We start from the raw sequence: 23524 nt of genomic DNA, 5'->3' as shown, positions 1-23524 counted from the left end.
GCTGTGAAGAGCCGTAATGCTATGCTGAATGAAACCGTTCGATAATCATAGGCTGCAGCTGGCTGCCTTGCAGGGCTGCATAACAAGCCTCAGGAATAAGGTCCATCCGGGCGACAAGCGAGTTAGGCTTTGCAACCGGATTATCCTGGCCGAATGGCACAAAATAAATATTCTTAGTTACCAGCAGCTTAGCTATATTCGCCGCATTCAGGCCCAGCCCATCGTTGGTGGAGATCGCCAGCACCAGCGGACGCCCGTTGCGCATCTGCGATTTGGCAGCCATCAGCACCGGACTGTCCGTCATGGCATTCGCCAGTTTGCTTGTTGTGTTCCCTGTGCAGGGAGCAATCGTAAGTACATCCAGCAGCTTCGAAGGACCCAGCGGTTCCGCTTCAACAATTGTAGAAATGATATCATTCCCCGTTATATCTTTCAACTGTTTTAACCAATTTTCCGATGTGCCAAAGCGCGTATCCGTGTTCAGCACAGATGCCGATACAATCGGCACCACGTTGGCGCCGCCATCCATGAACCGCTGAATCTGCGGCATTACCTCGGCAAAGGTGCAGTGAGAGCCGGTAATTGCATAACCAACTGTTTTTCCATGCCAATCCATTTATTCGTCCCCCCTGATTGAAGTCTCGCCTGATAACGACTGTACCAGTGCATTAGCCATAATGATTCCGGCGCTCTTGGGGGCCACAATACCGGGAAGTCCCGGTGCCAGCATCGCCTTGATCCCGCGCTTCTCGGCATAGCGGAAATCGCACCCGCCCGGTGCGGAAGCCAGATCGATGATCACGCAGTGCCGCTGAAGACGCGATAGAACCTGTGCGTTAATAATCATGCTCGGAATGGTATTGAAGATCAGATCCGCTTCCGGTACGTGAAGCAGCAGATCTCCGGTCATAAACGGCTTCCAGCCCATTTCCTCTGCCCTTGCGTAATGCTCCTGTTTCCTTACACCTACTTTTACACTTGCACCCATGCCTTGCAGTGCCCTGGCCATGGTGAATCCCGTCCTGCCCATTCCGAGCACCATGGAGGTAGAACCATGGATGGTGAAATCGGTATTCTGTATGGCCATAACCAGTGCACCCTCAGCTGTGGGGATTGAATTGTAAATAGCCACATCGTCCCGGTTCAGCAGCTCCACCAGCTTGAGTGAATGTCTGGCACACAGGCCGCGCAAATAGCTTTTGGCCATGCCGGTATACACGATAGCCCGGGACGGCAGCGCAGCAATATGCTCTTCCAGCAGCTGCAGGCGTTCTGAAGCGAATACCGCATTAATATAACCCTCATCATCGCAGCCGACAGCCGGCAGCACCAGCACATCTGCGCTGCTGAGTAATTCTGCCGACATTTGTTCCAGGTTAACCCCCGGGCTTGGGGCATCCCACTTATCGAATCCGGCAGCGCTTACCGACCCATCCATTTCCACACATTTCCGAATCACTTCAATTTGTCTCGCGTCCCCGCCCAGGAACACGATCCTGATGCCAGTAAGCATAGGGATGACGCTCCTTTCCACATACACATTCGACTATAGAGCATCTTATGCCGTGTGGTGCGGATGGGTGAAGAGCGGAGATGAATTCCAGCCAGCGCCGAAATAAATCACTGGGTTTCTGCAATATTCAATCTGTAATCAACTAAAAATTTAAAATCCACCCTCCCCGACCCCAGCCGCGATCCGGCTAATGCAATTCCCCCTGATATCGAAGCCTATACAACGGTTCAGGATATTATCGATCACCGGGATTACCCGCGGGAGAAGCAGTATGAGATACCTGTGCAAGACAGACTAACGGCTCAGCCAAATAGAAGCTAAATCATCTATGCATATGACAAAATATAAAAAAAGCTTGCGGTTACGCACCAGGAAAGTGCAGTTCCGCAAGCTTTTTAAATTAATCATAAATATTGATCCCGCTAATTATTTACCCGTATGTCCAAAGCCGCCGGCGCCGCGCTCCGTTTCAGAGAGCTCACTGACTTCCACCAGCGTTACAGATGGCACAGCCTGGAATACCATTTGGGCAATCCGCTCATTGCGGGCAATCGCAAACGGCTCCTGACCCAGGTTGATCAGCAGCACCTTAATCTCACCACGGTAATCCGCATCGATGGTACCCGGGGTATTCAGGCAGGTAATGCCGTGCTTCAGGGCCAGGCCGCTGCGCGGACGGATCTGCGCCTCCAGCCCGTCCGGCATGGCCAGGGAGATTCCAGTGGGGATTAATGCACGCTCGCCCGGAGCAAGCACCACAGCCTCTGCTACAGCGGCATACAGGTCATACCCTGAGGCCTGTTCGGACATTTTGCAGGGCAGCTGCACATCCTCATTCCCGGGAAGCTTGTTAATTTGAACGTAATAAGACAAGATCATCTCTCCTAACATTGGCTATCGCTTTATCTGTTGAGCCTACCATAGCCAGAGACAACGGCTGTGCGAACATAAAGTCCAGCAGCGCATTGATATCCTCCATGGTCACGGCCCCTATTTTGGCAATCATCTCATCGAGGGTATCCTGCCGTCCAAGCATCAGCTCGTTTTTGCCCATCCGGTTCATCCGGCTGCTGGTGCTTTCCAGACTCAGAATCAGACTGCCTTTCAGCTGCTCCTTGCCTTTGCGGAGTTCATCCTCACTCAGGCCGTTCACAGCAAGATCGTGCAGCATTTCTTTGATCAGCTCGGTAACCTCTTTGGTCTGCTTCGGCGCTGTGCCGGCATATACGGTGAACAAGCCGCTGTCGGCCTGGGCACTATGATACGAAAATACTGAGTACGCCAGACCGCGCTTCTCACGGATTTCCTGGAACAGCCGCGAGCTCATGCCGCCGCCGAAGGCATTGTTCAGCAGAGCCATGGGATACTGCAGAGGGCCGCCGCTCTTCACACCGGGCAAGGAGATGCAGATGTGATTCTGCTCTGTTTTCTTCTTGTGGAAGACCAGCTCCCCCTGATAATCCGGTTCAGTCAGCGAAGGCGATTCACCGTGGTTCGCGAATGAGCCAAAATGCTGCTCCAGCAACTCAATCAGCCCGTCATTAATATTTCCGGCTACGCTGATTACTGTATTCTCGATCGTATACTGCTCTTTCATGTATGCACGCAGGTCATCCGGCGTCATTTCCAGCAGACGTTCCTTGAGTCCGAGTATCGTGTAAGCCAGCGGGTGTTCGCCGTATGCAGCGGCACACATCAGCTCATGGACCAGATCATCCGGCGTGTCCTCGCACATGGAGATTTCCTCCAGAATGACATTCTTCTCCTTGGCCAGCTCTTCGGCATCCATCCGTGAACGGAAAAACATATCCGCAAGCACATCCACAGCAATCGGCAGATGCTCATCCAGCACTTTGGCATAATAGCATGTATATTCCTTCGAGGTAAACGCGTTAACGTTGCCGCCAATCGCATCAAACTGTTCGGCGATCTCCTTCGCGCTGTACCGGTCAGTTCCCTTGAAGAGCATATGCTCGATAAAATGGGAAATCCCGTTGTTCAGCGGGTTCTCATTGCGTGAGCCTGTCTTGACCCAGATTCCGAAGGATACGGATCTTCCGGTAGGGATTTTCTCGGTAACCACCCGAAGTCCGTTCGATAATAATATTTTGTCCAATGTAAAATCCTCCTGGCACAGCCCCTGTATCTGTCTGTATTTATTATTCGCGCCTCTTATCCTATCAGAAATAATCCGTTCACTCAACTTCCCGAGGTGTAATACGCTCTGTTGAGAGTGTCTGACTGACGGTTCCCAGCTGCAGACCCTTGGCTCTAATCCCCCGGATCATTCCCCTCAGCGCCTGGGAAGAGGAGTCTGTAGGGTGCATCAGTACCAGGGTTCCGGGCTCCGCTTTGCTGCTGATCTTGGCAATAACCGAATCCGGAGAAGGATGTCGCCAATCGACCGTATCAAGCGTCCATAAGACCGTTTTTAGTCCCAGCGAAGCTGCAATCTCCACCGTCTGCTGATTAAAATCACCTGAAGGCGGAGCAAACCATTTGTTGGTTACCCCCAGGCTATCCTTCAGCAGCTTCTGTGTCTTCTCAATCTCGGCCGTTGCCCGCGCGCGGCTGAGTGTACTCATGTTGGGATGGGTGTAGGCATGGTTCTCCACTTCATGTCCGCGCTTCAGCATTTCGGCTGCAAGCTCCTTGTTATGACTAAGCCAGCTTCCATCCAGAAAAAAGGTTACCTTGACCTTCTCCGCATCCAGAATATCCAGCATCGGCACAATATACTCGTTCCCCCACGCTACATTAATCATCAGCGACACCATCGGTTTGGCCGGATTGCCCCGGTAGATCGGCTGCGCTCCCAGATCACTCAGCGATACCTTCGGCTCTGTCTGGCGGTACACCAGTCTAAGGCTGTCCGCCGGCCCCCGCAAAAGCGCGTTCCGGTAGGTTGCCTCCACATCCACCTCAAGTCCGTTGTACCCCGGTATGGCTTTCCACACCCGGTCAACGACAGCATCAACAGGCTGCGCATTCAGCTCCGCTGCCTTTCCGGCAATCTGCGCGCGCAATTCATCGTTCGTTTCCTTTGGCGCATAGCTCAGCACAGCCTTATCGGCCTGCGGCTTAAGCCCGGCAATCATCTCTTTGACCGGTCCATTCGTGCTGCCGATCCCGATTACTACTGCAATGCAGGCCAGCACAAGCGCTGCTTTGTCCGTCTTCATTGACGTCTTTCCTCCCCGGCAGAAACGGTCTGATCCGTCCCGGCACAAGGGTAAAAGTGCAAGGACGCTTTGTCCCAGCCTATGTATGAAAAGCGCCGAATATGCATAAACGCATAGAGGCAGCCCACTGCCATATACAATCCGCACCTGAGTACTGCCGGTTAATTGCTAGAAAAAAAGAGCCAGAACGGTAATGCTTCTGTCTCTTCTTCATACATTTAATTAGATTACCGGAAAACCGCAGGCGATGCTATTTCTTACGCCTTCGCTCCACTTTCCGAAGTCAGCACAGCTTTGCGCGACAGATTGACGCGGCCCTGCTGGTCGATTTCGGTTACCTTAACGGTAATGGTATCGCCGATGGCAACAACATCTTCCACTTTAGCCACACGTTCTGTGGACAGCTGGGAAATATGCACGAGGCCGTCTTTACCAGGAATCAGTTCAACGAATGCGCCGAACTTCTCGATACGTCTAACAGTACCGACATAAATTTCGCCGACCTGTACTTCACGCACAATGCCTTCGATAATGCCGCGGGCCTTCTGGATCATCTCTTCGTTGGAGGAGCCGATGAAGACACGGCCATCCTGCTCGATGTCGATCTTTACGCCGGTTTCTTCAATGATTTTGTTAATGATCTTACCGCCAGCACCGATAACATCGCGGATTTTGTCCGGATTGATGTTGATGATAATGATTTTTGGAGCATATTTGGACAGGCTTGTTCTAGGCGCAGAGATTGCTTCATTCATTTTACCCAAGATGAACATACGTCCTTCTTTGGCCTGCTGAAGCGCATCCTGCAGAATTTTACGGTCGATGCCGTCGATTTTGATATCCATCTGAATCGCCGTTACGCCTTCCGCTGTTCCCGCTACCTTAAAGTCCATATCGCCGAGGTGATCTTCCATACCCTGAATATCTGTCAGGATGGAGACATGCTCTCCGTCTTTGATCAGACCCATCGCAACACCGGCTACCGGCGCCTTGATTGGCACCCCTGCATCCATCATCGCCAGGATACTGGCACAGATACTCGCCTGGGAAGTCGAACCATTGGATTCGATGGCTTCCGATACGAGACGGATGGTGTACGGGAATTCAGTTTCACTTGGGATCACTTTGGACAATGCGCGTTCACCCAGTGCGCCGTGGCCGATTTCGCGGCGTCCCGGTGCTCTCAGCGGACGGGCTTCCCCTACGCTGAACGGAGGGAAGTTGTAATGATGCATAAAACGTTTGGTTTCAGCCGGATCGATTCCGTCAAGAATCTGTACATCCCCCAGCGCGCCCAGTGTACAAACGCTAAGGATCTGTGTTTGTCCGCGTGTGAACAGACCGGAACCGTGTGTACGCGGCAGCAGCGCTGTATCGCATTCAATCGGACGAATCTCATCCAGCTTACGGCCATCCGGACGTACCTTATCATGGGTGATCAGACGTCTTACTTCGTCCTTCACGATATCATGCAGCACTTCCTTAACATCTTTAAGAAGTTCTGGTGTCTCTATGTATTTCTCTGCGAAATACTCCACCGTTTCATTATTAACCAGATCGATAGCATCCTGACGGGCATGCTTCTCGGCAATCTTCACGGCGTCAACCAGACGGCTCTCCGCATAGGCACGAACCTGCGCGTTTACATCAGCGTTAACCGCATGCAGCTTCACAGCCATCTTTTCTTTGCCGGCAACGGCTACGAGCTGTTCAATCACAGCTACGATCTTGCGGACTTCATCATGTCCGAACATGATCGCTTCTAGCATTACATCTTCAGTAACTTCATTGGCTTCAGCTTCAACCATCATGATAGCGTCCTTAGTACCGGCTACAACGACATAGATATCGCTGATTGCCTGCTGGGCTACATCAGGGTTGATGATGAATTCACCGTTAATACGTCCTACAGCTACGCCTCCGATTGGACCGTTGAAAGGCACATCGGAAATACTCAGAGCAGCGGAAGTACCGATCATAGCTGCAATATCAGGCGCACAGTCCTGATCCACGCTCATAACCAGGTTCAAGACTTGCACGTCATTGCGGAATCCTTCAGGGAACAATGGACGAATCGGACGGTCGGTCAGACGGCTCGACAGGATCGCCTTTTCACTTGGACGTCCTTCACGCTTGATGAATCCGCCCGGGATTTTACCCACTGCGTACAATCTTTCTTCGTAGTTAACCGTAAGCGGGAAGAAATCAAGATCTTTAGGCTCACTGGATGCTGTAACCGTACACAATACTGAAGTATCTCCGTACCGCACCATAACGGCTGCGTTCGCTTGTTTGGCCAGACGGCCTGTTTCCAGCACAAGGCGTCTTCCGCCCAGCTGCATTTCCACACGTTGTTCCATAAAACCCCTCCTTGAATGATAGTAATTTGTTCTGTATGTTCTACAAGCAAAAACGGCTTGTCCTCCATGAGGTGATCTAGCCGTTTTTGCGAATAATATCCACTTATCTACTGTAAAAGTTTACCCTAAATTTTCAAAAAGCAACCCGGCTGTCCCGCTGTCGCTCGTAAGAAGGACATACGGTATACAACCAGGCTGCTTTAGGGTTCTACTTATGGAAAATTAACGACGCAATCCCAGTTTTTCGATCAGGGCGCTGTAACGTCTGATGTCTTTGTTCTTCAAATACGCCAGCAGTTTACGACGTTGTCCAACCATCTTCAGCAGTCCGCGACGGGAATGATGATCCTTCTTGTGCGTACGCAAGTGGTCAGTCAAATTAACGATGTTCTCCGTAAGGATAGCAACTTGCACCTCAGGGGATCCAGTATCGGATTCGTGAGTTTTGTGCTCGTCGATCAATTGGTGTTTACGTTCTTGAGTCAATGCCATCCTGTTCACCTCCTTCATTATAATCGCCAGTAGCCTCGTCACCGTCGGTGAGAACAAGCAACCAAGCTAAGGTTATGCTGCTGTCATTCCAGCAACGTTAATCAGTATAGCACCTTCATAGACAAAAGTAAACGGCATGTCCGGGAAAGATTAGGAATGATATCCCAGAAGCCCTTTGGCTGTCTCGGCATCTGCGCCGATCTGGGCGATCAAGGCCTGGATGGACTCAAACTTGCGTTCAGAACGGATAAAGGAGACCAGCTCTACCTTAAGCTCCTGCCCGTAAATATCTCCCGCAAAATCAAACAGATGCACTTCGAAGCTTGGAGCAATCATCCCGTCATGAAACGTAGGCTTCACGCCGACATTCATCACACCGTACAATACATCTTCCTTGTAAAATACCTTGACGGCATACACGCCTTTGGCCGGAATGACATAGCGGTCTTCGAGCTGCAGGTTCGCCGTTGGAAACCCGATGGTCCGGCCCCGCTTCTCTCCATGACCTACAATTCCGCGCAGGTGATAACAACGTCCAAACCAGGCATTGGCTTTATCCAGTTCCCCGGTCAGCAGGCACTTGCGGATGCCGGAGCTGCTGACCTTCTCCCCTTCGAGAAGAAACGGGGAGACCGTTTCTACATTCATAACACCCTGCCCCAGCTCCCGAAGCGTATCCGCATCACCTTCGCCCTTGTAGCCGAACCGGAAGTCGAAACCGACAACGGCGGTTACAATCTGCAGCGGCAGCAGCATTACAGAGACAAAGTCCACCGGGCTAACCCGGGAGAGTTCTTCATTAAATGCAATAATATATAAAATATCAACGCCCATCCCGGCAAGCAGCTCCTGCTTGTCCCTGGAAGGTGTCAAATATCCTTCATAGTCACCTTTACCCATAACATCCTTAGGATGGGGGTAAAAGGTCATGACAGCTGCAGGTACACCTGCCTGGCGGGCAAGAGCTACAGCAGATGTTATGACGCTGGCATGTCCGCGGTGCAGTCCGTCGAACTGCCCCAGGGCAACTACTTGAGGCTGCGCCCACTCTGCTGCCGTCTCCGGCAACATAGGATAGCTTAAGGTTACGGTTCTCACGCTGTTTCTCACCTACATTCACAAATAAATTAAAAGTTTAAGCCTGTGCAAACACTTTAACAGGAGCAATCGCACCGGTAGCTTCTAAAGCATAGATGCCCAGAAACTCCCCTTGCAGATCATAGAGCCGGAAATCTCCGCTGCCCTTCACTTCAGGTGCCACAAAGCGGGGCGACAGACGCTGCCCTTGCAGGGCGGCTTTCTTCTTCTCCTCGGCTACCATATGTTTGGGCAAATGCGAAATCGCCTCATCGGCGGCAATTAAATGCTCTTCCAGCGTACCTGCTTCCTTATGTTCAGCAATTTGCTCCAGGGTCAGGCAATGACTGGCAGATATCCCTGCCGACATGGTCCGCTCCAGCTTCACCATCACACCCGGCACTCCTAGCGCACGCCCGATATCCACGCATAGGGTACGGATGTACGTTCCTTTGGAGCATAATACCCGGAACGTGATATCGGGATAATTGCCGCTCCAGACCATATCCTGCATTTCAATCTCATAAATTTCCACTTCACGGCTCTTACGTTCCACCGTCTTGCCTTCTCTGGCTAACTCGTACAGACGCTTGCCATCCACCTTCACTGCGGAATACATCGGGGGAACCTGTGAAATCACACCTTTGAAGGAATTCAGGACAGCCAGCACTTCAGCTTCCGTAACCTGAACCTCTTCAACTGATTCCGTAATCGTCCCTGTTAAATCCTCTGTATCACTGGCAAGTCCCAGCCGCAGCGTAGCAACATACTCCTTGGGAAGCTCCTGGATGTACTCAACCACCCGCGTGGCCCGTCCTAGGCACAGCGGCAGCACTCCGGTCACCTGGGGATCAAGTGTACCGGTATGTCCTATCCGCTTCATGCCGAGAATCCGCCGCGCCTTGGCCACAACATCATGTGAAGTGAACCCTGCCGGCTTATATACGGCCAGAACACCTGTAAGTTCACTCATAGATGACGTTTAACCTCCTCAAGCACCTGCGCTACCGCCTCTTCAAGACTTCCGTTAATGCGGGCTCCCGCAGCACGCGTGTGCCCGCCGCCGCCGAAGACCTGCGCCAGCGCCGCGACATCGACCTTACCTGCTGAACGCAGGCTGGCCTTCACCGCATGCTCATCGATTACCTTGAACAGAATGCCTACTTCAACACCGCGGATATTACGCGGATAATTGACAATCCCTTCAAGATCCTCGTTGGCCGCATTACAATCCAGCATATCCTGCGGTGTGACGTACACCCAGGCAATATCCCCTTCAGGACTGAGCTGCAGTGTACTAAGTGCCCGGTTGAGCACCTTCACCTGCGGGAGAGTCATCTCTTCAAGCAGGGTCTCAGCCAGTTCAGGTCCATTCACGCCTAATGCCAGCAGTTCGGATACAGCTGCCATCACTTTAGGAGAAGTGTTGTTATAACGGAAACCGCCGGTATCTGTTAAGAGTCCGGTATAAATGGCCGTGGCAATATCGATATCCCATTCCACCTCAAACGTCTTCAGCAGGTCGAACAGAATCTCTGCTGTCGCAGCCGCATCCGGCTTGATGAGCGTTACGGCACCGTACCCATTATTGGTGGGATGATGATCTATATTTACGATAAGTGCATCACTGGTGAAATGACGCTGGGTAAGTCCTACACGCTGAAAATCCGCACAGTCGACACAAATGACATTGCTGTACTGGCGCGGCAGTTCGCCCGCAGCAGACAGATTGACAATTTGATCGGCATGCCATAAATATTCCATACGCTGCGGAATCTGGCCCTCGTTCAGCATACAATATTTTTTGCCCAGACATGAGAGAAGCCAGCCCACCGCGAGGGTGGAGCTGACTGCATCTCCGTCCGGCTGAACATGCGACACTACAAGATAATCGTCGTGTTCCAGCAGAAACTTACGGGTCTGCTGGAGACTTTGTTCATAGCTCTGCATTCGCCGTCTCCTTTATGTTCCGTAGCTCTATTCGGTTTTGCCGATTTCTCCGAGCAGCTTCTCAATATGACTTCCGTAAGCAACGGATTCGTCAATCTTGAAGATCAGCTCTGGAGTATGGCGCAGGCGGATTGCTTTGCCAAGCTCCGAGCGGAGAAAGCCGTTAGCTTTCTCAATCGCCTTGAGCGAGTCTGACTTCTGCTCCTCGTCCCCGAATACGCTCAGGTATACCTTGGCCTGTGACAAATCATTTGTCACATCTACGCCAGTTACAGTTACGAACCCGACGCGCGGGTCCTTTAGTCCGCTTTGGATGAGCTGGCTCAGTTCTTTCTTAATCTGTTCGCCAACCCGTCCGGCTCTGATTTTAGACATCTATATTCACCTCTTCGCTTAGCGCTCTACCGTTTCCATAATGAACGCTTCGATAATGTCGCCTTCAACGACATCATTATAGCGTTCCAAAGTTATGCCGCATTCATAACCCTGCGCCACTTCTTTAGCATCATCTTTGAAACGTTTCAAGGTGTCGATCTTGCCTGTGAAGACAACGATACCGCTGCGGATCAGGCGCATTTCAGCGTTGCGGGCAATTTTGCCGGAAGTAACCATACAACCTGCAATGGTACCCACTTTGCTGATTTTGAACACATTGCGCACTTCAGCATGGCCGATAACATTCTCTTTGTAGATGGGATCAAGCATCCCCTTCATGGCACTTTCAATTTCTTCGATTACATTGTAGATGATGTTATGCAGACGCACATCCACTTTCTCCTGCTCCGCTGCAGCTTTCGTCTGGGTATCCGGACGAACATTGAAGCCGATGACAATAGCGTTGGATGCTGCTGCCAAGGTAATGTCGGATTCCGTAATCGCTCCGGCACCGCTGTGAAGGATCTTCACGCGAACACCTTCAACTTCGATCTTGGCCAGGGAGCCTTTCAGCGCCTCTACCGAACCTTGTACGTCACCCTTGATAATCACGTTGAGATCTTTGATCTCTCCGTCCTTGATGTGCTTGAACAGATCATCCAATGTTACACGGGTGTTCGTGTTCAGCTCAGACTGGCGCTGCGTAGTCGAACGTCTGTCCGCAATCGCACGGGCCTTGCGCTCATCTTCAAAGGCCATAAACGGATCGCCCGCCTGCGGCACTTCAGTCAAACCGGTAATTTCCACTGGTGTGGAAGGTCCCGCTTCTTTGATTTTGCGTCCCTTGTCATTGACCATGGCACGTACGCGTCCGAAGCAGTTACCTGCTACAAAGGCGTCGCCGACTTTCAGCGTACCGTTCTGTACGAGAATACGGGCAACCGGTCCACGGTTTTTGTCAAGCTCAGCTTCTATAACAGTACCGCGTGCCCGTTTGTCCGGGTTCGCTTTGTACTCATTTACTTCAGCAACGAGCAGAATCATTTCCAGCAGCTCTTCCAGGTTGATGCGCTGTTTGGCCGACAGGTTGACGAAGATCGTATCGCCGCCCCACTCTTCCGGAACCAGCTCATAGCTTGTAAGCTCCTGCTTCACCTTATCAGGGTCCGCACCTGGCTTGTCGATCTTGTTAACTGCAACAATGATCGGAAGTCCGGCCGCCTTGGCATGGTTGATTGCTTCTACCGTCTGCGGCATAACACCGTCATCGGCAGCTACAACGATAATCGTCATATCCGTAACCTGGGCACCACGGGCACGCATAGCGGTGAACGCTTCATGGCCCGGTGTATCAAGGAACGTGATTTTCTTGTGGTTGATTTCGACTTGGTAAGCACCGATGTGCTGCGTAATTCCGCCTGCTTCTCCGCCAGTTACGTTCGTGGAACGGATGGCATCGAGCAAGGTTGTTTTACCATGGTCAACGTGACCCATGATCGTTACAACCGGAGGACGGGACTGCAGATCATCGTCGGAATCGTTCTCTTCCACGGTTTCGAAGCTGTCTTCATCTACCGGGATCTTCACTTCTACTTCTACACCGAACTCGCCGGCCAGAAGAAGGATCGTGTCGATGTCAAGCTCCTGATTGATCGTGGCCATAACGCCCATCGAGATCAGCTTCTTAATCACTTCCGAAGCATCCTTGTGAAGCAGCTTCGCGGTCTCACCAACCGTCATGCTGCCGCGGACAATAATCTTCTTCGGTGTGTTGTCAATCTTCTCACGGTGTACCATCGGCTGGTTTCTGCCGCGGTTGTTCTTGCCGCCACGGCCGCGGAAGTTGCCGCCTTTGCCGTCATCAAAACGTTTCTGGCCGCTGTTATTGTTCGGTCTGCCGCCAGTAGCATTCTTCTTCGGACCTCTGTCGCCGCCGCGGGAGAAATCTCCGCCTGCGTTGCCTTGACCCTGCGGGCGGTCGCCCGTGCGTGGTGCAGTACCTTGACCTTGTGGACGGTCACCTGTACGGGGTGCGCCGCCTTGACCTTGCGGACGGCTGCCAGTGGTGGAGCTGCCCTGCGGACGGCTGCCGCCAGTGGAGCTGCCCTGCGGACGGCTGCCGCCAGTGGAGCTGCCCTGCGGACGGCTGCCGCCGGTGGAGCTGCCTTGTGGACGGCTACCGCCAGTCGAGCTGCCTTGCGGACGGCTGCCGCCGGTGGAGCTGCCTTGCGGGCGGCTGCCAGTGGTTGAGCTGCCTTGCGGGCGGCTGCCAGTGGAACTGCCTTGCGGGCGGCTACCAGTGGAACTGCCTTGCGGGCGTGAATTCTGAGCTGTACCTGTTGTTTGTGTTCTGCGGGAATCTTGTCCGCTTTGGGGCCTTGGGGACGTCGTCGATTGGTTGTTGTTTTGGTTACTGTTCATACCTACCTGCTTTTCCGGTTGATTTTTGTTGGCATTCTGAGCACTTTGGGGTTCGGCTGTTACCGCGCCGGTGGTTACCGGACGGCTGCTGGTGCCGGTGTCCCGCTTGGCTGCAGCGTTTGACTTGATGTCCTTGAAGAACTGTTCAACTTTGTTCACGGAGCCATTCTCCATGACACTCATATGATTATTCACAGGGACATTCAAACGCTTCAGAATTGTAATGATTTCTTTACTGCTCATGTTCAGTGACTTCGCGTATTCATACACGCGCAGTTTATCCTTATTGTCTTCTTTAGTCAATAACTCCACCTCCGACAGTATCTCCAAGCGTTCTGGAGATCATTTCCGCGAATCCTTTATCCGTAACGGCCAGCACTACGCGCTGGTCTTTACCAATACTTGCACCGAGTTCATCCCGGTGAAATGCGATTACTAGTGGAATATCGTAGGTCCCGCACTTATCGCGGAACTTCTTTTGGGTATTATCTGAAGCGTCACCTGCCAGGACGACCAGCCTCGCCTCTGAAGACCGCACTGCCTTAAGCACAGCCTCGTCGCCGGTGACAATCTTGCCTGCTCTCATCGCAAGCCCTAAATAAGAAAGAGTCTTACTCATTGTCCTCACTATCCTTCGCTGCCAAAAATTGCTCCTCCACGGATGCAAAATCCCGGGCAAGCTGGGCGTAGATTTCAGGACTCACTTGACATTTCAATGCTCGGTCAAGTGCTTTGGTCTTTTGTGCCAGCTTAAAGTATTCCAGTTTACCGCAGATATAAGCACCACGGCCCGACTTCTTGCCCGTCAGGTCAATGAGCACTTCACCCTCAGGCGTTCTCACCACGCGAATCAGCTCTTTTTTGGGCATCATCTCTTGGCTGGCAACGCATTTGCGCAGCGGCACCTTTCTTTGCTTCATAGTAGCGCCTCCCGTCAGTCAGCAGATTCATTAATCGATGGAGACGGAATCCTGATGCATTTCATCATTAGAAGTTCTGGGTCTGCCGTATTCCTGCTCTGCCTGAGTCTCACTCTTGATATCAATTTTCCAGCCGGTCAGCTTAGCAGCAAGACGGGCATTCTGCCCTTTGATGCCGATCGCCAGCGACAATTGATAATCAGGAACGATGACACGCGCCATTTTCTCAGCTTCAAAGACCTGAACTTCAAGCACTTTGGACGGGCTGAGCGCATTGGCCACATACTCCTGCACGAGCTCGGAATACCGTACGATATCAATCTTCTCGCCGCGAAGTTCGGTTACGATGGTCTGAACACGTGTACCTCTAGGGCCTACGCAGGAACCAACGGGATCGACTTCAGGGTTACGCGAGAACACGGCGATTTTGGAACGGAAGCCGGCTTCGCGGGCAACGGAACGAATCTCCACCACTCCGTCAAAAATCTCCGGCACTTCCAGCTCGAACAGACGCTTCAGCAGACCCGGATGACTGCGGGACAGCATGATCTGCGGTCCTTTGGTCGTATTCTCCACCTTGGTGATATAAGCCTTGATACGCTCGCTCTGCTTGAATTTCTCGCCCGGCATAAGCTCGCCCAGCGGCAGAACCGCCTCGATTTTACCAAGATCCACATAAATGTTGCGCATATCCTGACGCTGGACAAGGCCGGTAACAATATCATCTTCCTTGTCAATAAAAGCGTTATAGATAAGTCCGCGTTCCGCTTCGCGGATACGCTGTGTAACAACCTGCTTGGCAGTCTGGGCAGCTATGCGCCCGAAATCACGCGGTGTAACTTCGAGTTCGGCAATATCCTCCAGCTGGAAATGCGGGTTGATCTCCCGGGCTCCCGGCAGAGAAATCTCTGTCCGTGAGTCCAGAACCTCCTCCACAATCAGCTTGCGGGCAAAAACCTTGATTACACCTGTGTTGCGGTTCATATCCACACGCACATTCTGCGCCGCATTGAAATTGCGTTTATAGCTGGAGATCAGCGCAGCTTCGATGGCTTCAAACAGCACATCCTTGCTGATGCCTTTCTCCCTTTCCAGTTCATTCATAGCTTCGATAAACTCCATACTCATGAAATTCCGGTCCCCCTTTCAAGACGTTAAAAAATAATGGCCAATCTCGCACTGGCGACCTTGGCGTACGGTACTACATGTTCTTTTTTGCCCGCGGAGATGAGCAGTTCCTCGTTCTCGAACGAGAGCAAACGACCTTCGAATTCTTTGAGTCCTTGAATCGGCTCATACACCGTTACATATACATCCTTGCCAACCGCTTTGGCAACATCCGCAGCTTTCTTGAGCGGACGTTCAGCTCCGGGCGAGGAAACCTCAAGGAAATAAGCTTCGGGAAACGGATCATTCTCATCCAGCTTCTGGCTGATATATTCGCTGATGGTGCCGCAGTCATCGATATCGATGCCGCCTTCTTTATCTACGAATACGCGCAGGAACCAATTGGAGCCTTCTTTCACGTATTCAACGTCCACCAGTTCGAAACCATTGTCCTCGAGATAGGACCCAAGCAGTTGCTCTACCGTCTGTTTAATTTTGGATTTGGGTGTGCTCAAAAGAAGATTACCTCCACGAACTTGTCTTTTGCTATATACCAAAGATAAAGAGTGGGTTTCCCCACTCTTTACACAACGGACTTATCTCATTATTACCAAAAAAATTATACCATAGTGAGTCTGCACTGACAAGTACCAGCCCTTGACTCCCTTATTTCAAAGCATGATTTGCAGCGAAATTTAGAATAATGACAGCTGGTTGCTCTCCGGCAATCCGCGGAAGCAGCCCATTCCGTTAAGCAGCTCAATCACCGTTTTACTGGCTTTGGATTTCTGCTGGAAGTCCTCAATGGAGAGGAATTCGCCGGCATCCTTGGCTGCCGCAATATTGATCGCGGCATTGTCACCAATACCCGCAAGCGAAGAGAACGGCGGAATCAGGCTGGTGCCGTCAACGGTGAATTTGGTGGCATCGGAACGGTACAGATCGATATTTTTGAAGGTGAAGCCGCGGGCAGTCATCTCCAGTGCCATTTCCAGTACCGGAAGCATCGCTTTTTCCTTCGGCAGCGCCTGGAAGCCTTTTTGCTCGATCTCTACAATCTGGCGACCAATGGCCTCATATCCCTTGCAGCAGAGTTCAATATCGAAATCAGCGGCACGGACAGAGAAGTAAGTCGCATAATATTCAATCGGATAATACAGCTTGAAGAAGGCGGTCCGCACTGCAGAGATGACATACGCTGCCGCATGCGCCTTCGGGAACATGTATTGGATTTTGAGACAGGAATCAATGTACCACTGCGGCACCTTGCATTTCTTCATCTCTTCGATCCACTCGGGCGGAAGCCCCTTCCCTTTACGCACACTTTCCGTAATTTTGAAGGCCAGGCTGGCATCCATATCGGCCTTATAAATCAGGTAGAGCATGATATCATCACGGCAGCCGATAACCGTCTTGATGTTGCAGGTATTGTTCTTGATGAGCTCCTGGGCATTCCCCAGCCACACACCGGTCCCGTGGGACAAGCCTGAAATCTGCAGCAAGTCGGCAAAGCTGGAAGGCTTGGCTTCCACGAGCATCTGGCGGACGAATTTCGTCCCCATTTCCGGTACTCCGTAGGTAGCTACAGGGGTCCGGATCTGATCCGGTCTTACCCCGAGCGCATCTGTGGAGTTGAACATGCTCATCACCTTCGGATCATTCATCGGAATGGTGGTCGGGTCCACGCCGGTCAGATCCTGCAGCATGCGCATCATGGTCGGATCATCATGGCCCAGAATATCAAGCTTCAACAGGTTGGCATCGAAGGCATGATAGTCAAAATGGGTTGTTTTCCACTCAGCCGTAACATCATCCGCCGGGAACTGCACAGGGGTAATATCTTCAATCTCCATATAATCCGGCAAAACAACGATACCGCCGGGATGCTGCCCCGTACTGCGCTTCACACCCGTGCAGCCTGCCGCCAGACGGCCTATCTCGGCTCCGCGCCAGCGTTTCTGGTGATGCTCTTCATATTTCTTTGTGAACCCGAAGGCGGTCTTCTCAGCTACGGTACCGATGGTGCCTGCCCGGAATACATTGTCAGGTCCAAACATTGTTTTGGTAAAATTGTGGGCATTCGGCTGATACTCCCCGGAGAAGTTAAGGTCGATATCGGGAACCTTATCCCCCTTGAAGCCCAGGAACGTCTCAAACGGGATATCCTGGCCTTCACCCTTCAGATTCCCGCCGCAGTCCGGACAGGCCTTGTCCGGCAGGTCGAAACCGCTCGGCACGCTGCCGTCAAGGAACCATTCACTATGCCTGCACTCCGAATTCGTGCAGATATAGTGGGCCGGCAGCGGATTAACCTCAGAAATACCAAGGAACGTTGCAACAACGGACGACCCTACCGATCCACGCGAGCCGACGAGATATCCATCCTGGTTCGACTTTTTAACGAGCCGTTCCGAGATCAGATAGTTGGCAGAGAAGCCGTATTTAATAATCGGGGCGAGTTCCTTCTCCAGACGGGCTACTACAACCTCCGGCAAATCCTCGCCGTAAATTGATTTGGCTGTCTCATAGCAGGTATTGCGGATCTCATCATCCGCTCCTTCAATAATCGGGGTGAACAGCTCGCTCGGGAACAGATCATATTCCTCGAAACGTTCGGCCAGCTCCACGGTATTGGTGACCACGACCTCCATCGCTTTTTCCGGGCCCAGGAACTCAAATTCCGTAAGCATTTCCTCGGTGGTCCTGAAATGGGCATCTGGTTTACGCTGGTCCTTCAGCGGACTGAAGCCGGTAATCCCGTGAATTGTAATATCACGGAACAGCTTGTCACGCGGCTCCAGGTAATGCACGTTGCCGGTGGCAATGACCGGCTTGTTCATCTGGTCGCCGATTTCACATATCTTGCGCACAACACCGCGTAAATCCTCGGCGCTGGCCACGAAGCCTTTATCCACCAGATGCATGTACATGGTCAGCGGCTGAATCTCCAGAACGTCATAGAACTGGGCGACCTCAATGGCCTCCTCCACCGTCTTGTTCAGCACCGCTTCAAAGAACTCACCGCGCTCACAGCCGGAGATGACAATCAGCCCGTCCCGGTGTTCCTCAAGCTTCGATTTGGGGATACAGGGTACCCGTTTATAATACTCCGTGTGCGACATGGAGATCAGCTTGTAGAGATTCTTTTTGCCGGTCGGATTCAATGCATAAATGCCGCAGTGAAACGGCCGTACATTCGAGAGGTCATTGCCTACATAATCATTCAGCCGGTCAAGCCGGGTTAACCCTTTCATCTTTTCCGCATCCGCGAGTAATCCATTAAGGATACCGCCCAGGGCAATCGTATCGTCCACCGCCCGGTGATGGCTCTCCAGCAGCACTTTGTACTTGTCAGCGAGTGTATTGAGCCGGTGGTTCTTCATCGTCGGGAAGAGCAAACGCGCAAGCTCCAGCGTATCCAGCGAAGGATTCGGCAGCTGCGGCTGTCCCAGCTTCTTCAGGGAAGCCTGAATGAACCCCATATCAAACCGTGCATTGTGGGCTACCAGAATGCTGTCGCCGATAAACTCAACGAACTCTTTGAGTACAGGTTCCAGATCAGGAGCGTCTTTGACCATTTCATCGGTAATGTTGGTCAGCTGCTGGATATGGTAAGGAATCTTTTCATGCGGATTAACGAAGGTTGTATAACGGTCCAGCTCTTTGCCTTCGCACATTTTAATTGCTGCAAGCTCTGTAATATTGTTGCGCGTGATCGACAGACCGGTGGTTTCGATGTCAAATACGACATAGGTTGCTGTTTTGAGCTCCAGGGGCTGTGCATTCTCCACGATGTTTACAGCATCATTTACGACGTTGGCTTCCACACCATAGAGCATTTTGAGCTTATGCTTATGTGCAGCATGGTTCGCATCCGGGAAGCTCTGGACATTACCGTGATCCGTAACAGCCAGTGCCGGGTGTCCCCATTTCGCAGCGGTTTTGACATAATCGGTGATGGTTGCCACTGCATCCATCGTACTCATTGTGGTATGCAGATGGAATTCCACCCGCTTCTGCTTGGCATTGTCCTTACGCGCCGGCGGTGCAGAGACTTCCGACAAATCCGACGGGATCATCACCAGTTCCGGAATTTGCATGAAGCGGTCGTATTCAACTTTGCCGCGTGCCCGCACCCACTTACCGTTGGCCAGCTGCCCCATCACTTTAAGGTCTTCCTTGGTCTTCGCAAACATCTTCATCTGCAGTGAGTCGGTGAAGTCGGTGATGCAGAAGGTATAGAGCGTGTTGCCGTTACGCAGCTCTTTGGTGTCGAGTCCAAAAATCGTACCTTGAATCGTGATCTTCTTCTCTTCATCCTGGATGTCCAGAATCGATACGGCCTGCTCTTTGATCTCATATCCGATCTGAAGCTTAATTACCTCATTCGGATCACCGGGTTCCTCAGGCTCGTCCGGTTCGCTGGCCATCATCATCATCTCTACCAGTTCACGCTGTTCCTGCTGGAGTTTCTGCTGGAATTCCTCGTAGGCATCCGCTTTGCTCTCGTTCTCGGCAATCTGCAGCTTCACCTTAAGGGTAAGCCCGAAATATTTATCATAATATTTAATAATGGCTGCTTCGATGCCCTTTTTACGGGCCAGTTCAAGAGACATGGAATCACTCAGGCTAAGCAAAAGCATACCGTCCTGCAGGTCCTGACTGGAGCGCGTCAGCCATCCGTTAACGGATGGGATCTCTCGCTGGACCCACTCGAGGAACATTCCCCAGTACTCCTGTACAATATCCGCTCTGTTGATTGTGTCATCATATAGGAACAAGAAGCTGACTTTGGCAATATGCTGCAGCTTCTCACGCATTCTAAGGACAAAGGTCCGGTAGGTCTGGGCCGGAACCAGGCTGTCTTTCGCAATTACAATATGCCAGTCACGGTTACCGCGGCTGATTTCCACACGCTCGATCTGCCCGTCCAAAAAGTAGGGATCAATAATGGCCGGTGGAATTTCCCCCTGCTTCATTAACAGCTCGAACCTTTTTCTTCTCTCCACGTTTAGCTCCATGGTTTCCCCACCTAACTCGGCAATAATTAGCTATACCCATATTATAATTCTATTATAGTAAGAAAAGCTTCCGGTTCAAAAAGCATTGGGTAATTGCGGCCCGCCGACTCCTCTCGCCAGAAGCTAATATAAAGGATCAAATAAAAATTGAAGTTGCCGCTTAATACGCTTTGGCGAATACAACTGTATGCAGGGCCGGCTGACCGCAGCAAATACAAGTCTCTTTCGTTTCGGACGGATTGAACGGAATATTACGGCTGCCTGCGCCTGTTTCTTCCTTCACCTTGGATTCACATTCCTCCGAGCCGCACCAGCCTGCAAGTGCAAAGCCGCGCTTCTCTTCCATGGATTCCTTCATTTGCTCTAAGGTATCTACAGAATAGAAATGATCCTCACGGAACTTCAGAGCCCGCTCGAACATTTCCTGGTGAACCTGCTCCAGCATAGCCTTCACTTCTTCAACCAGATTCTCCTGCTGGATAATCTTCTTCTCTCCGCTGATCCGGGATACGATTACGCAGACTCCGTTCTCCATATCACGCGGTCCAAGCTCCAGACGTACCGGTACACCGCGCATTTCGTATTCATTAAACTTCCAGCCCGGTGTAACATCAGCGCGGTCGTCAACACGTACGCGGATTCCGGCACTCTTCAGCTCTTTGAACAGCTCATCTGTGCGCCCGATCACTGCTTCACGGGTCTTAGGCGGCCCGATCGGAATCATAATGACCTGAGTAGGCGCTACCTTCGGCGGCAAAGCCAGTCCGCGGTCATCCCCATGCACCATGATCAGTGAGCCGATTAGACGGGTTGTAGAGCCCCATGAGGTTGTATGTGCATATTCAAGTACATTATCACGGCTTAAGTATTGGATATCAAAGGCAACTGCGAACTTGGTACCCAGATAATGCGAGGTAGCCGCCTGCACAGCCCGTCCATCTTTCATCATTGCTTCAATGGAATACGTATCTACCGCACCAGCGAACCGCTCGGATGGTGTCTTCTGTCCGGTAACCACCGGAATCGCCAGAAAAGTCTCTACGAAATCACGGTAGTTATCCAGCATCTTCATCGTTTCTTCACGCGCTTCCGTCTCATTCTCATGCGCGGTATGGCCTTCCTGCCAGAGGAATTCCGTAGTACGGATGAACGGCAGTGTACGTTTTTCCCAGCGGACTACATTAGCCCATTGGTTAATCAGCACCGGAAGGTCACGGTAGGACTGAATCCATTTGGAATACATGTGGCCGAACATGGTCTCGGAAGTAGGACGGATTGCCAGACGTTCTTCCAGCACATCGCCACCAGCTTCAGTCACCCAAGGCAGCTCCGGATTGAAGCCCTCAACATGTTCTTTCTCCTTCTGGAAAAAGCTCTCCGGAATAAACAGCGGGAAGTAGGCATTGCGGTGTCCGGTTTCCTTGAGGCGGCGGTTCATCTCCTCCTGGATATGTTCCCAGATCTCGTAGCCGTCCGGTTTGAACACAATACAGCCGCGGACCGGAGAATAATCCATCAGGTCCGCTTTTTTGATCACATCAATATACCAGCGTGAGAAATCTTCGCCCTGCGGCGTGATTTCCGTAACGAACTGCTTGTCTTTTGCCATGTAAAGAGATCCTCCTAAATTCGCCCCGCAAAGCGCCGGTTAACAAGTGAAGCTGTCAAGAGCTTTGCGGGGACCCCAAAAGAATGTAATGTGAACAAATCAGCCGCTTATGAGGCGTAATATATCATTATAAGTCACAGCAATCATCACCAGGAACAGCAGCGCAAAGCCTACGAAATGGACCATGCCTTCGCGGTTCGGGTCCACCGGCTTACCGCGCAGCGCCTCCACGCCGAGAAACACGAGCCGGCTTCCGTCAAGTGCAGGAATCGGCAGCAGGTTGAAGATCCCGAGATACAGGCTGAGAATAGCCGCCCAATAAGTCAAATACTGAATCCCCTGCTGGGCAATCTGTCCGGTCAGCTGGAAGGTTCCCACGGGTCCGGAGATATCATCCATATTGAACTTGTTGATCAGCTGCTTGAAGCCGATGAAGATCAGCTTCGTGGTATCCACCATGGCAGTTCCTGACTTGGTGATAGTCTCACCAACCCCGGCCTTGCGAGTAGGAAGTTCCGGAGTGATCCCGACTTTGCCGCCTTCCTCCCCTTCCATACTGCGGGGAATCATAGCTACATTAAGCGTTTCATCGCCGCGCTGCAGTGTCCACTTCATCTCTTTGCCCTTGGACGCAGAGGTGAGCGAGATCATTTTCTGGTAATCTCCACCGATAGTTTCGCCGTTAACGGCTACGACAATGTCGCCTTTCTGCAGACCGGCTTCCTGGGCCGGCATTCCTTCACTTACATCACCGATCTTCACATAGGTCGGATTCTCCACCTGGATACCGGCCATTTGCAGATGAAGTGCGAACAGCACAAAAGCCAGAATGAAGTTCATCACCGGACCGGCCAAGATCGCCACCGCGCGCTGGCCCACGCTTTTACTGCCGAACTGGCGGTCTTTGGGCGCGATCTGCGTCTGCTGGCTTCCCTTAATCATCATCGCCTGCGGATGTACGTCGTATGTGGTTACTTCACCATCCACATCGAGACGGATTTTCAGCTCATTCTCAAGATCCGTGAATTGTGCTTCACCGCGGATTACATTTCTGCGTGTATCCAGTGAATCCAGGTAAATATTCTTCACCTTATTATCCTGGCCCAGTCTGACCGCAATGGTCTGTCCGGGACCGATCTCAATCATTTCCGGATCCTCTCCGGCCATCCGGGCATATCCCCCAAACGGCAGCAGGCGAAGCGTGAACTGGGTTTCATTGCGTTTATAAGAAAACAGTTTCGGACCGAAACCGATAGCAAATTCCCTCACAAGAATTCCGGCGCGTTTGGCAAAATAATAATGTCCCCATTCATGGACGGTCACCAGAACAAAGAACATAAATACCGTCAAAAAAACGACTCTTACCATCTCCATTGCGAAACATTCCCCCCTTTAGGTGTAAGACCGAAGTATGTCCTCTTAATTTATCATTATTCCAAGGTAAGGCACAAGAGAATCAACAGTCCACCCCTATTTTTCAGGGCATAACAAATATTT

The 23524-nt window shown here is 51.7% G+C and carries 19 protein-coding genes; all 19 read right to left on the bottom strand.

Going from position 1 to position 23524, the window contains the following annotated elements; genetic code table 11:
- Positions 1-19: 19 nt before the first annotated feature.
- The 19 genes from NSU14_RS11395 to rseP all read right to left on the bottom strand — a co-directional run bounded on the left by NSU14_RS11395 (position 20) and on the right by rseP (position 23401).
- Positions 20-616, bottom strand: a complete 597-nt coding sequence (locus NSU14_RS11395; RefSeq protein WP_039294817.1) for a dipicolinate synthase subunit B — start codon at positions 614-616, stop codon at positions 20-22.
- Entirely contained in the window at positions 617-1513 is an 897-nt protein-coding gene (dpsA, locus tag NSU14_RS11390; RefSeq protein ID WP_042138106.1) for a dipicolinate synthase subunit DpsA, read from the bottom strand. It abuts the gene before it with no gap.
- A gap of 426 nt (positions 1514-1939) precedes the next feature.
- Positions 1940-2386, bottom strand: a complete 447-nt coding sequence (gene dut, locus NSU14_RS11385; protein WP_179093590.1) for a dUTP diphosphatase — start codon at positions 2384-2386, stop codon at positions 1940-1942.
- Positions 2364-3629, bottom strand: a complete 1266-nt coding sequence (locus NSU14_RS11380; protein WP_042138111.1) for a M16 family metallopeptidase — start codon at positions 3627-3629, stop codon at positions 2364-2366. Before NSU14_RS11380 ends, dut begins: the two co-directional genes overlap by 23 nt.
- Before the next feature lie 79 nt (positions 3630-3708).
- Positions 3709-4695 carry a polysaccharide deacetylase family protein gene (locus NSU14_RS11375; RefSeq protein ID WP_340944814.1) on the bottom strand — a complete coding sequence of 329 codons (987 nt, stop codon included), beginning with the start codon at positions 4693-4695 and terminating at the stop codon, positions 3709-3711.
- A 257-nt stretch (positions 4696-4952) separates the two neighbouring features.
- Positions 4953-7055 (bottom strand): polyribonucleotide nucleotidyltransferase, encoded by a 2103-nt coding sequence (gene pnp, locus NSU14_RS11370; protein ID WP_039294832.1) that lies wholly within the window; start codon positions 7053-7055, stop codon positions 4953-4955.
- Positions 7056-7277: 222 nt separating this feature from the next.
- Positions 7278-7547, bottom strand: a complete 270-nt coding sequence (gene rpsO / locus NSU14_RS11365) for a 30S ribosomal protein S15 (protein ID WP_019910460.1) — start codon at positions 7545-7547, stop codon at positions 7278-7280.
- Positions 7548-7697: 150 nt separating this feature from the next.
- Positions 7698-8645: a bifunctional riboflavin kinase/FAD synthetase gene (locus NSU14_RS11360; RefSeq protein WP_042138114.1), complete on the bottom strand. Its 948-nt coding sequence runs from the start codon at positions 8643-8645 to the stop codon at positions 7698-7700.
- A gap of 37 nt (positions 8646-8682) precedes the next feature.
- The gene (truB, locus tag NSU14_RS11355) at positions 8683-9597 is read right to left on the bottom strand and encodes a tRNA pseudouridine(55) synthase TruB (RefSeq protein ID WP_042138116.1); all 915 of its coding nucleotides are present in this window, start codon (positions 9595-9597) and stop codon (positions 8683-8685) included.
- On the bottom strand, positions 9594-10574 hold the full coding sequence (locus NSU14_RS11350) for a DHH family phosphoesterase (RefSeq protein WP_039294842.1): 981 nt from the start codon (positions 10572-10574) through the stop codon (positions 9594-9596). Before NSU14_RS11350 ends, truB begins: the two co-directional genes overlap by 4 nt.
- A gap of 27 nt (positions 10575-10601) precedes the next feature.
- Positions 10602-10949: a 30S ribosome-binding factor RbfA gene (gene rbfA / locus NSU14_RS11345; protein WP_039294844.1), complete on the bottom strand. Its 348-nt coding sequence runs from the start codon at positions 10947-10949 to the stop codon at positions 10602-10604.
- 18 nt (positions 10950-10967) lie between these two features.
- A complete protein-coding gene (infB, locus tag NSU14_RS11340) occupies positions 10968-13673 on the bottom strand; it encodes a translation initiation factor IF-2 (protein WP_340948926.1) in 2706 nt (901 codons plus the stop codon).
- Positions 13666-13989: a YlxQ family RNA-binding protein gene (locus tag NSU14_RS11335; RefSeq protein ID WP_039295273.1), complete on the bottom strand. Its 324-nt coding sequence runs from the start codon at positions 13987-13989 to the stop codon at positions 13666-13668. The genes infB and NSU14_RS11335 overlap by 8 nt, the downstream gene beginning before the upstream one ends.
- Positions 13982-14290 (bottom strand): RNase P modulator RnpM, encoded by a 309-nt coding sequence (gene rnpM, locus NSU14_RS11330; protein WP_036692616.1) that lies wholly within the window; start codon positions 14288-14290, stop codon positions 13982-13984. The genes NSU14_RS11335 and rnpM overlap by 8 nt, the downstream gene beginning before the upstream one ends.
- A 30-nt stretch (positions 14291-14320) precedes the next feature.
- Positions 14321-15418, bottom strand: a complete 1098-nt coding sequence (gene nusA / locus NSU14_RS11325) for a transcription termination factor NusA (RefSeq protein ID WP_039295270.1) — start codon at positions 15416-15418, stop codon at positions 14321-14323.
- Positions 15419-15444: 26 nt separating this feature from the next.
- Positions 15445-15912 carry a ribosome maturation factor RimP gene (gene rimP / locus NSU14_RS11320; RefSeq protein WP_039295269.1) on the bottom strand — a complete coding sequence of 156 codons (468 nt, stop codon included), beginning with the start codon at positions 15910-15912 and terminating at the stop codon, positions 15445-15447.
- 180 nt (positions 15913-16092) lie between these two features.
- Positions 16093-20418 (bottom strand): PolC-type DNA polymerase III, encoded by a 4326-nt coding sequence (locus tag NSU14_RS11315; protein WP_340944810.1) that lies wholly within the window; start codon positions 20416-20418, stop codon positions 16093-16095.
- A gap of 160 nt (positions 20419-20578) precedes the next feature.
- The gene (proS, locus tag NSU14_RS11310) at positions 20579-22027 is read right to left on the bottom strand and encodes a proline--tRNA ligase (protein ID WP_340944808.1); all 1449 of its coding nucleotides are present in this window, start codon (positions 22025-22027) and stop codon (positions 20579-20581) included.
- 99 nt (positions 22028-22126) lie between these two features.
- A complete protein-coding gene (gene rseP, locus NSU14_RS11305) occupies positions 22127-23401 on the bottom strand; it encodes an RIP metalloprotease RseP (RefSeq protein ID WP_042138122.1) in 1275 nt (424 codons plus the stop codon).
- Positions 23402-23524 lie beyond the last annotated feature (123 nt).

The organism is Paenibacillus sp. FSL R10-2771, from assembly GCF_038000205.1.
GTDB lineage: Bacteria > Bacillota > Bacilli > Paenibacillales > Paenibacillaceae > Paenibacillus_AQ > Paenibacillus_AQ phytohabitans.
Note: the sequence above shows the minus strand (reverse complement) of the source record. Positions and strands in the feature narration are given on the sequence as shown.

What these genes read in the sequence shown, in the direction of transcription:
- nusA (WP_039295270.1), bottom strand. Translation starts at nt 15,418, where the DNA reads ATGAGTATGGAGTTTATCGAAGCTATGAATGAACTGGAAAGGGAGAAA.
- pnp (WP_039294832.1), bottom strand. Translation starts at nt 7,055, where the DNA reads ATGGAACAACGTGTGGAAATGCAGCTGGGCGGAAGACGCCTTGTGCTG.
- NSU14_RS11375 (WP_340944814.1), bottom strand. Translation starts at nt 4,695, where the DNA reads ATGAAGACGGACAAAGCAGCGCTTGTGCTGGCCTGCATTGCAGTAGTA.
- NSU14_RS11315 (WP_340944810.1), bottom strand. Translation starts at nt 20,418, where the DNA reads ATGGAGCTAAACGTGGAGAGAAGAAAAAGGTTCGAGCTGTTAATGAAG.
- dpsA (WP_042138106.1), bottom strand. Translation starts at nt 1,513, where the DNA reads ATGCTTACTGGCATCAGGATCGTGTTCCTGGGCGGGGACGCGAGACAA.
- rseP (WP_042138122.1), bottom strand. Translation starts at nt 23,401, where the DNA reads ATGGAGATGGTAAGAGTCGTTTTTTTGACGGTATTTATGTTCTTTGTT.
- truB (WP_042138116.1), bottom strand. Translation starts at nt 9,597, where the DNA reads ATGAGTGAACTTACAGGTGTTCTGGCCGTATATAAGCCGGCAGGGTTC.
- rnpM (WP_036692616.1), bottom strand. Translation starts at nt 14,290, where the DNA reads ATGAAGCAAAGAAAGGTGCCGCTGCGCAAATGCGTTGCCAGCCAAGAG.
- NSU14_RS11335 (WP_039295273.1), bottom strand. Translation starts at nt 13,989, where the DNA reads ATGAGTAAGACTCTTTCTTATTTAGGGCTTGCGATGAGAGCAGGCAAG.
- NSU14_RS11350 (WP_039294842.1), bottom strand. Translation starts at nt 10,574, where the DNA reads ATGCAGAGCTATGAACAAAGTCTCCAGCAGACCCGTAAGTTTCTGCTG.
- rpsO (WP_019910460.1), bottom strand. Translation starts at nt 7,547, where the DNA reads ATGGCATTGACTCAAGAACGTAAACACCAATTGATCGACGAGCACAAA.
- proS (WP_340944808.1), bottom strand. Translation starts at nt 22,027, where the DNA reads ATGGCAAAAGACAAGCAGTTCGTTACGGAAATCACGCCGCAGGGCGAA.
- rbfA (WP_039294844.1), bottom strand. Translation starts at nt 10,949, where the DNA reads ATGTCTAAAATCAGAGCCGGACGGGTTGGCGAACAGATTAAGAAAGAA.
- NSU14_RS11395 (WP_039294817.1), bottom strand. Translation starts at nt 616, where the DNA reads ATGGATTGGCATGGAAAAACAGTTGGTTATGCAATTACCGGCTCTCAC.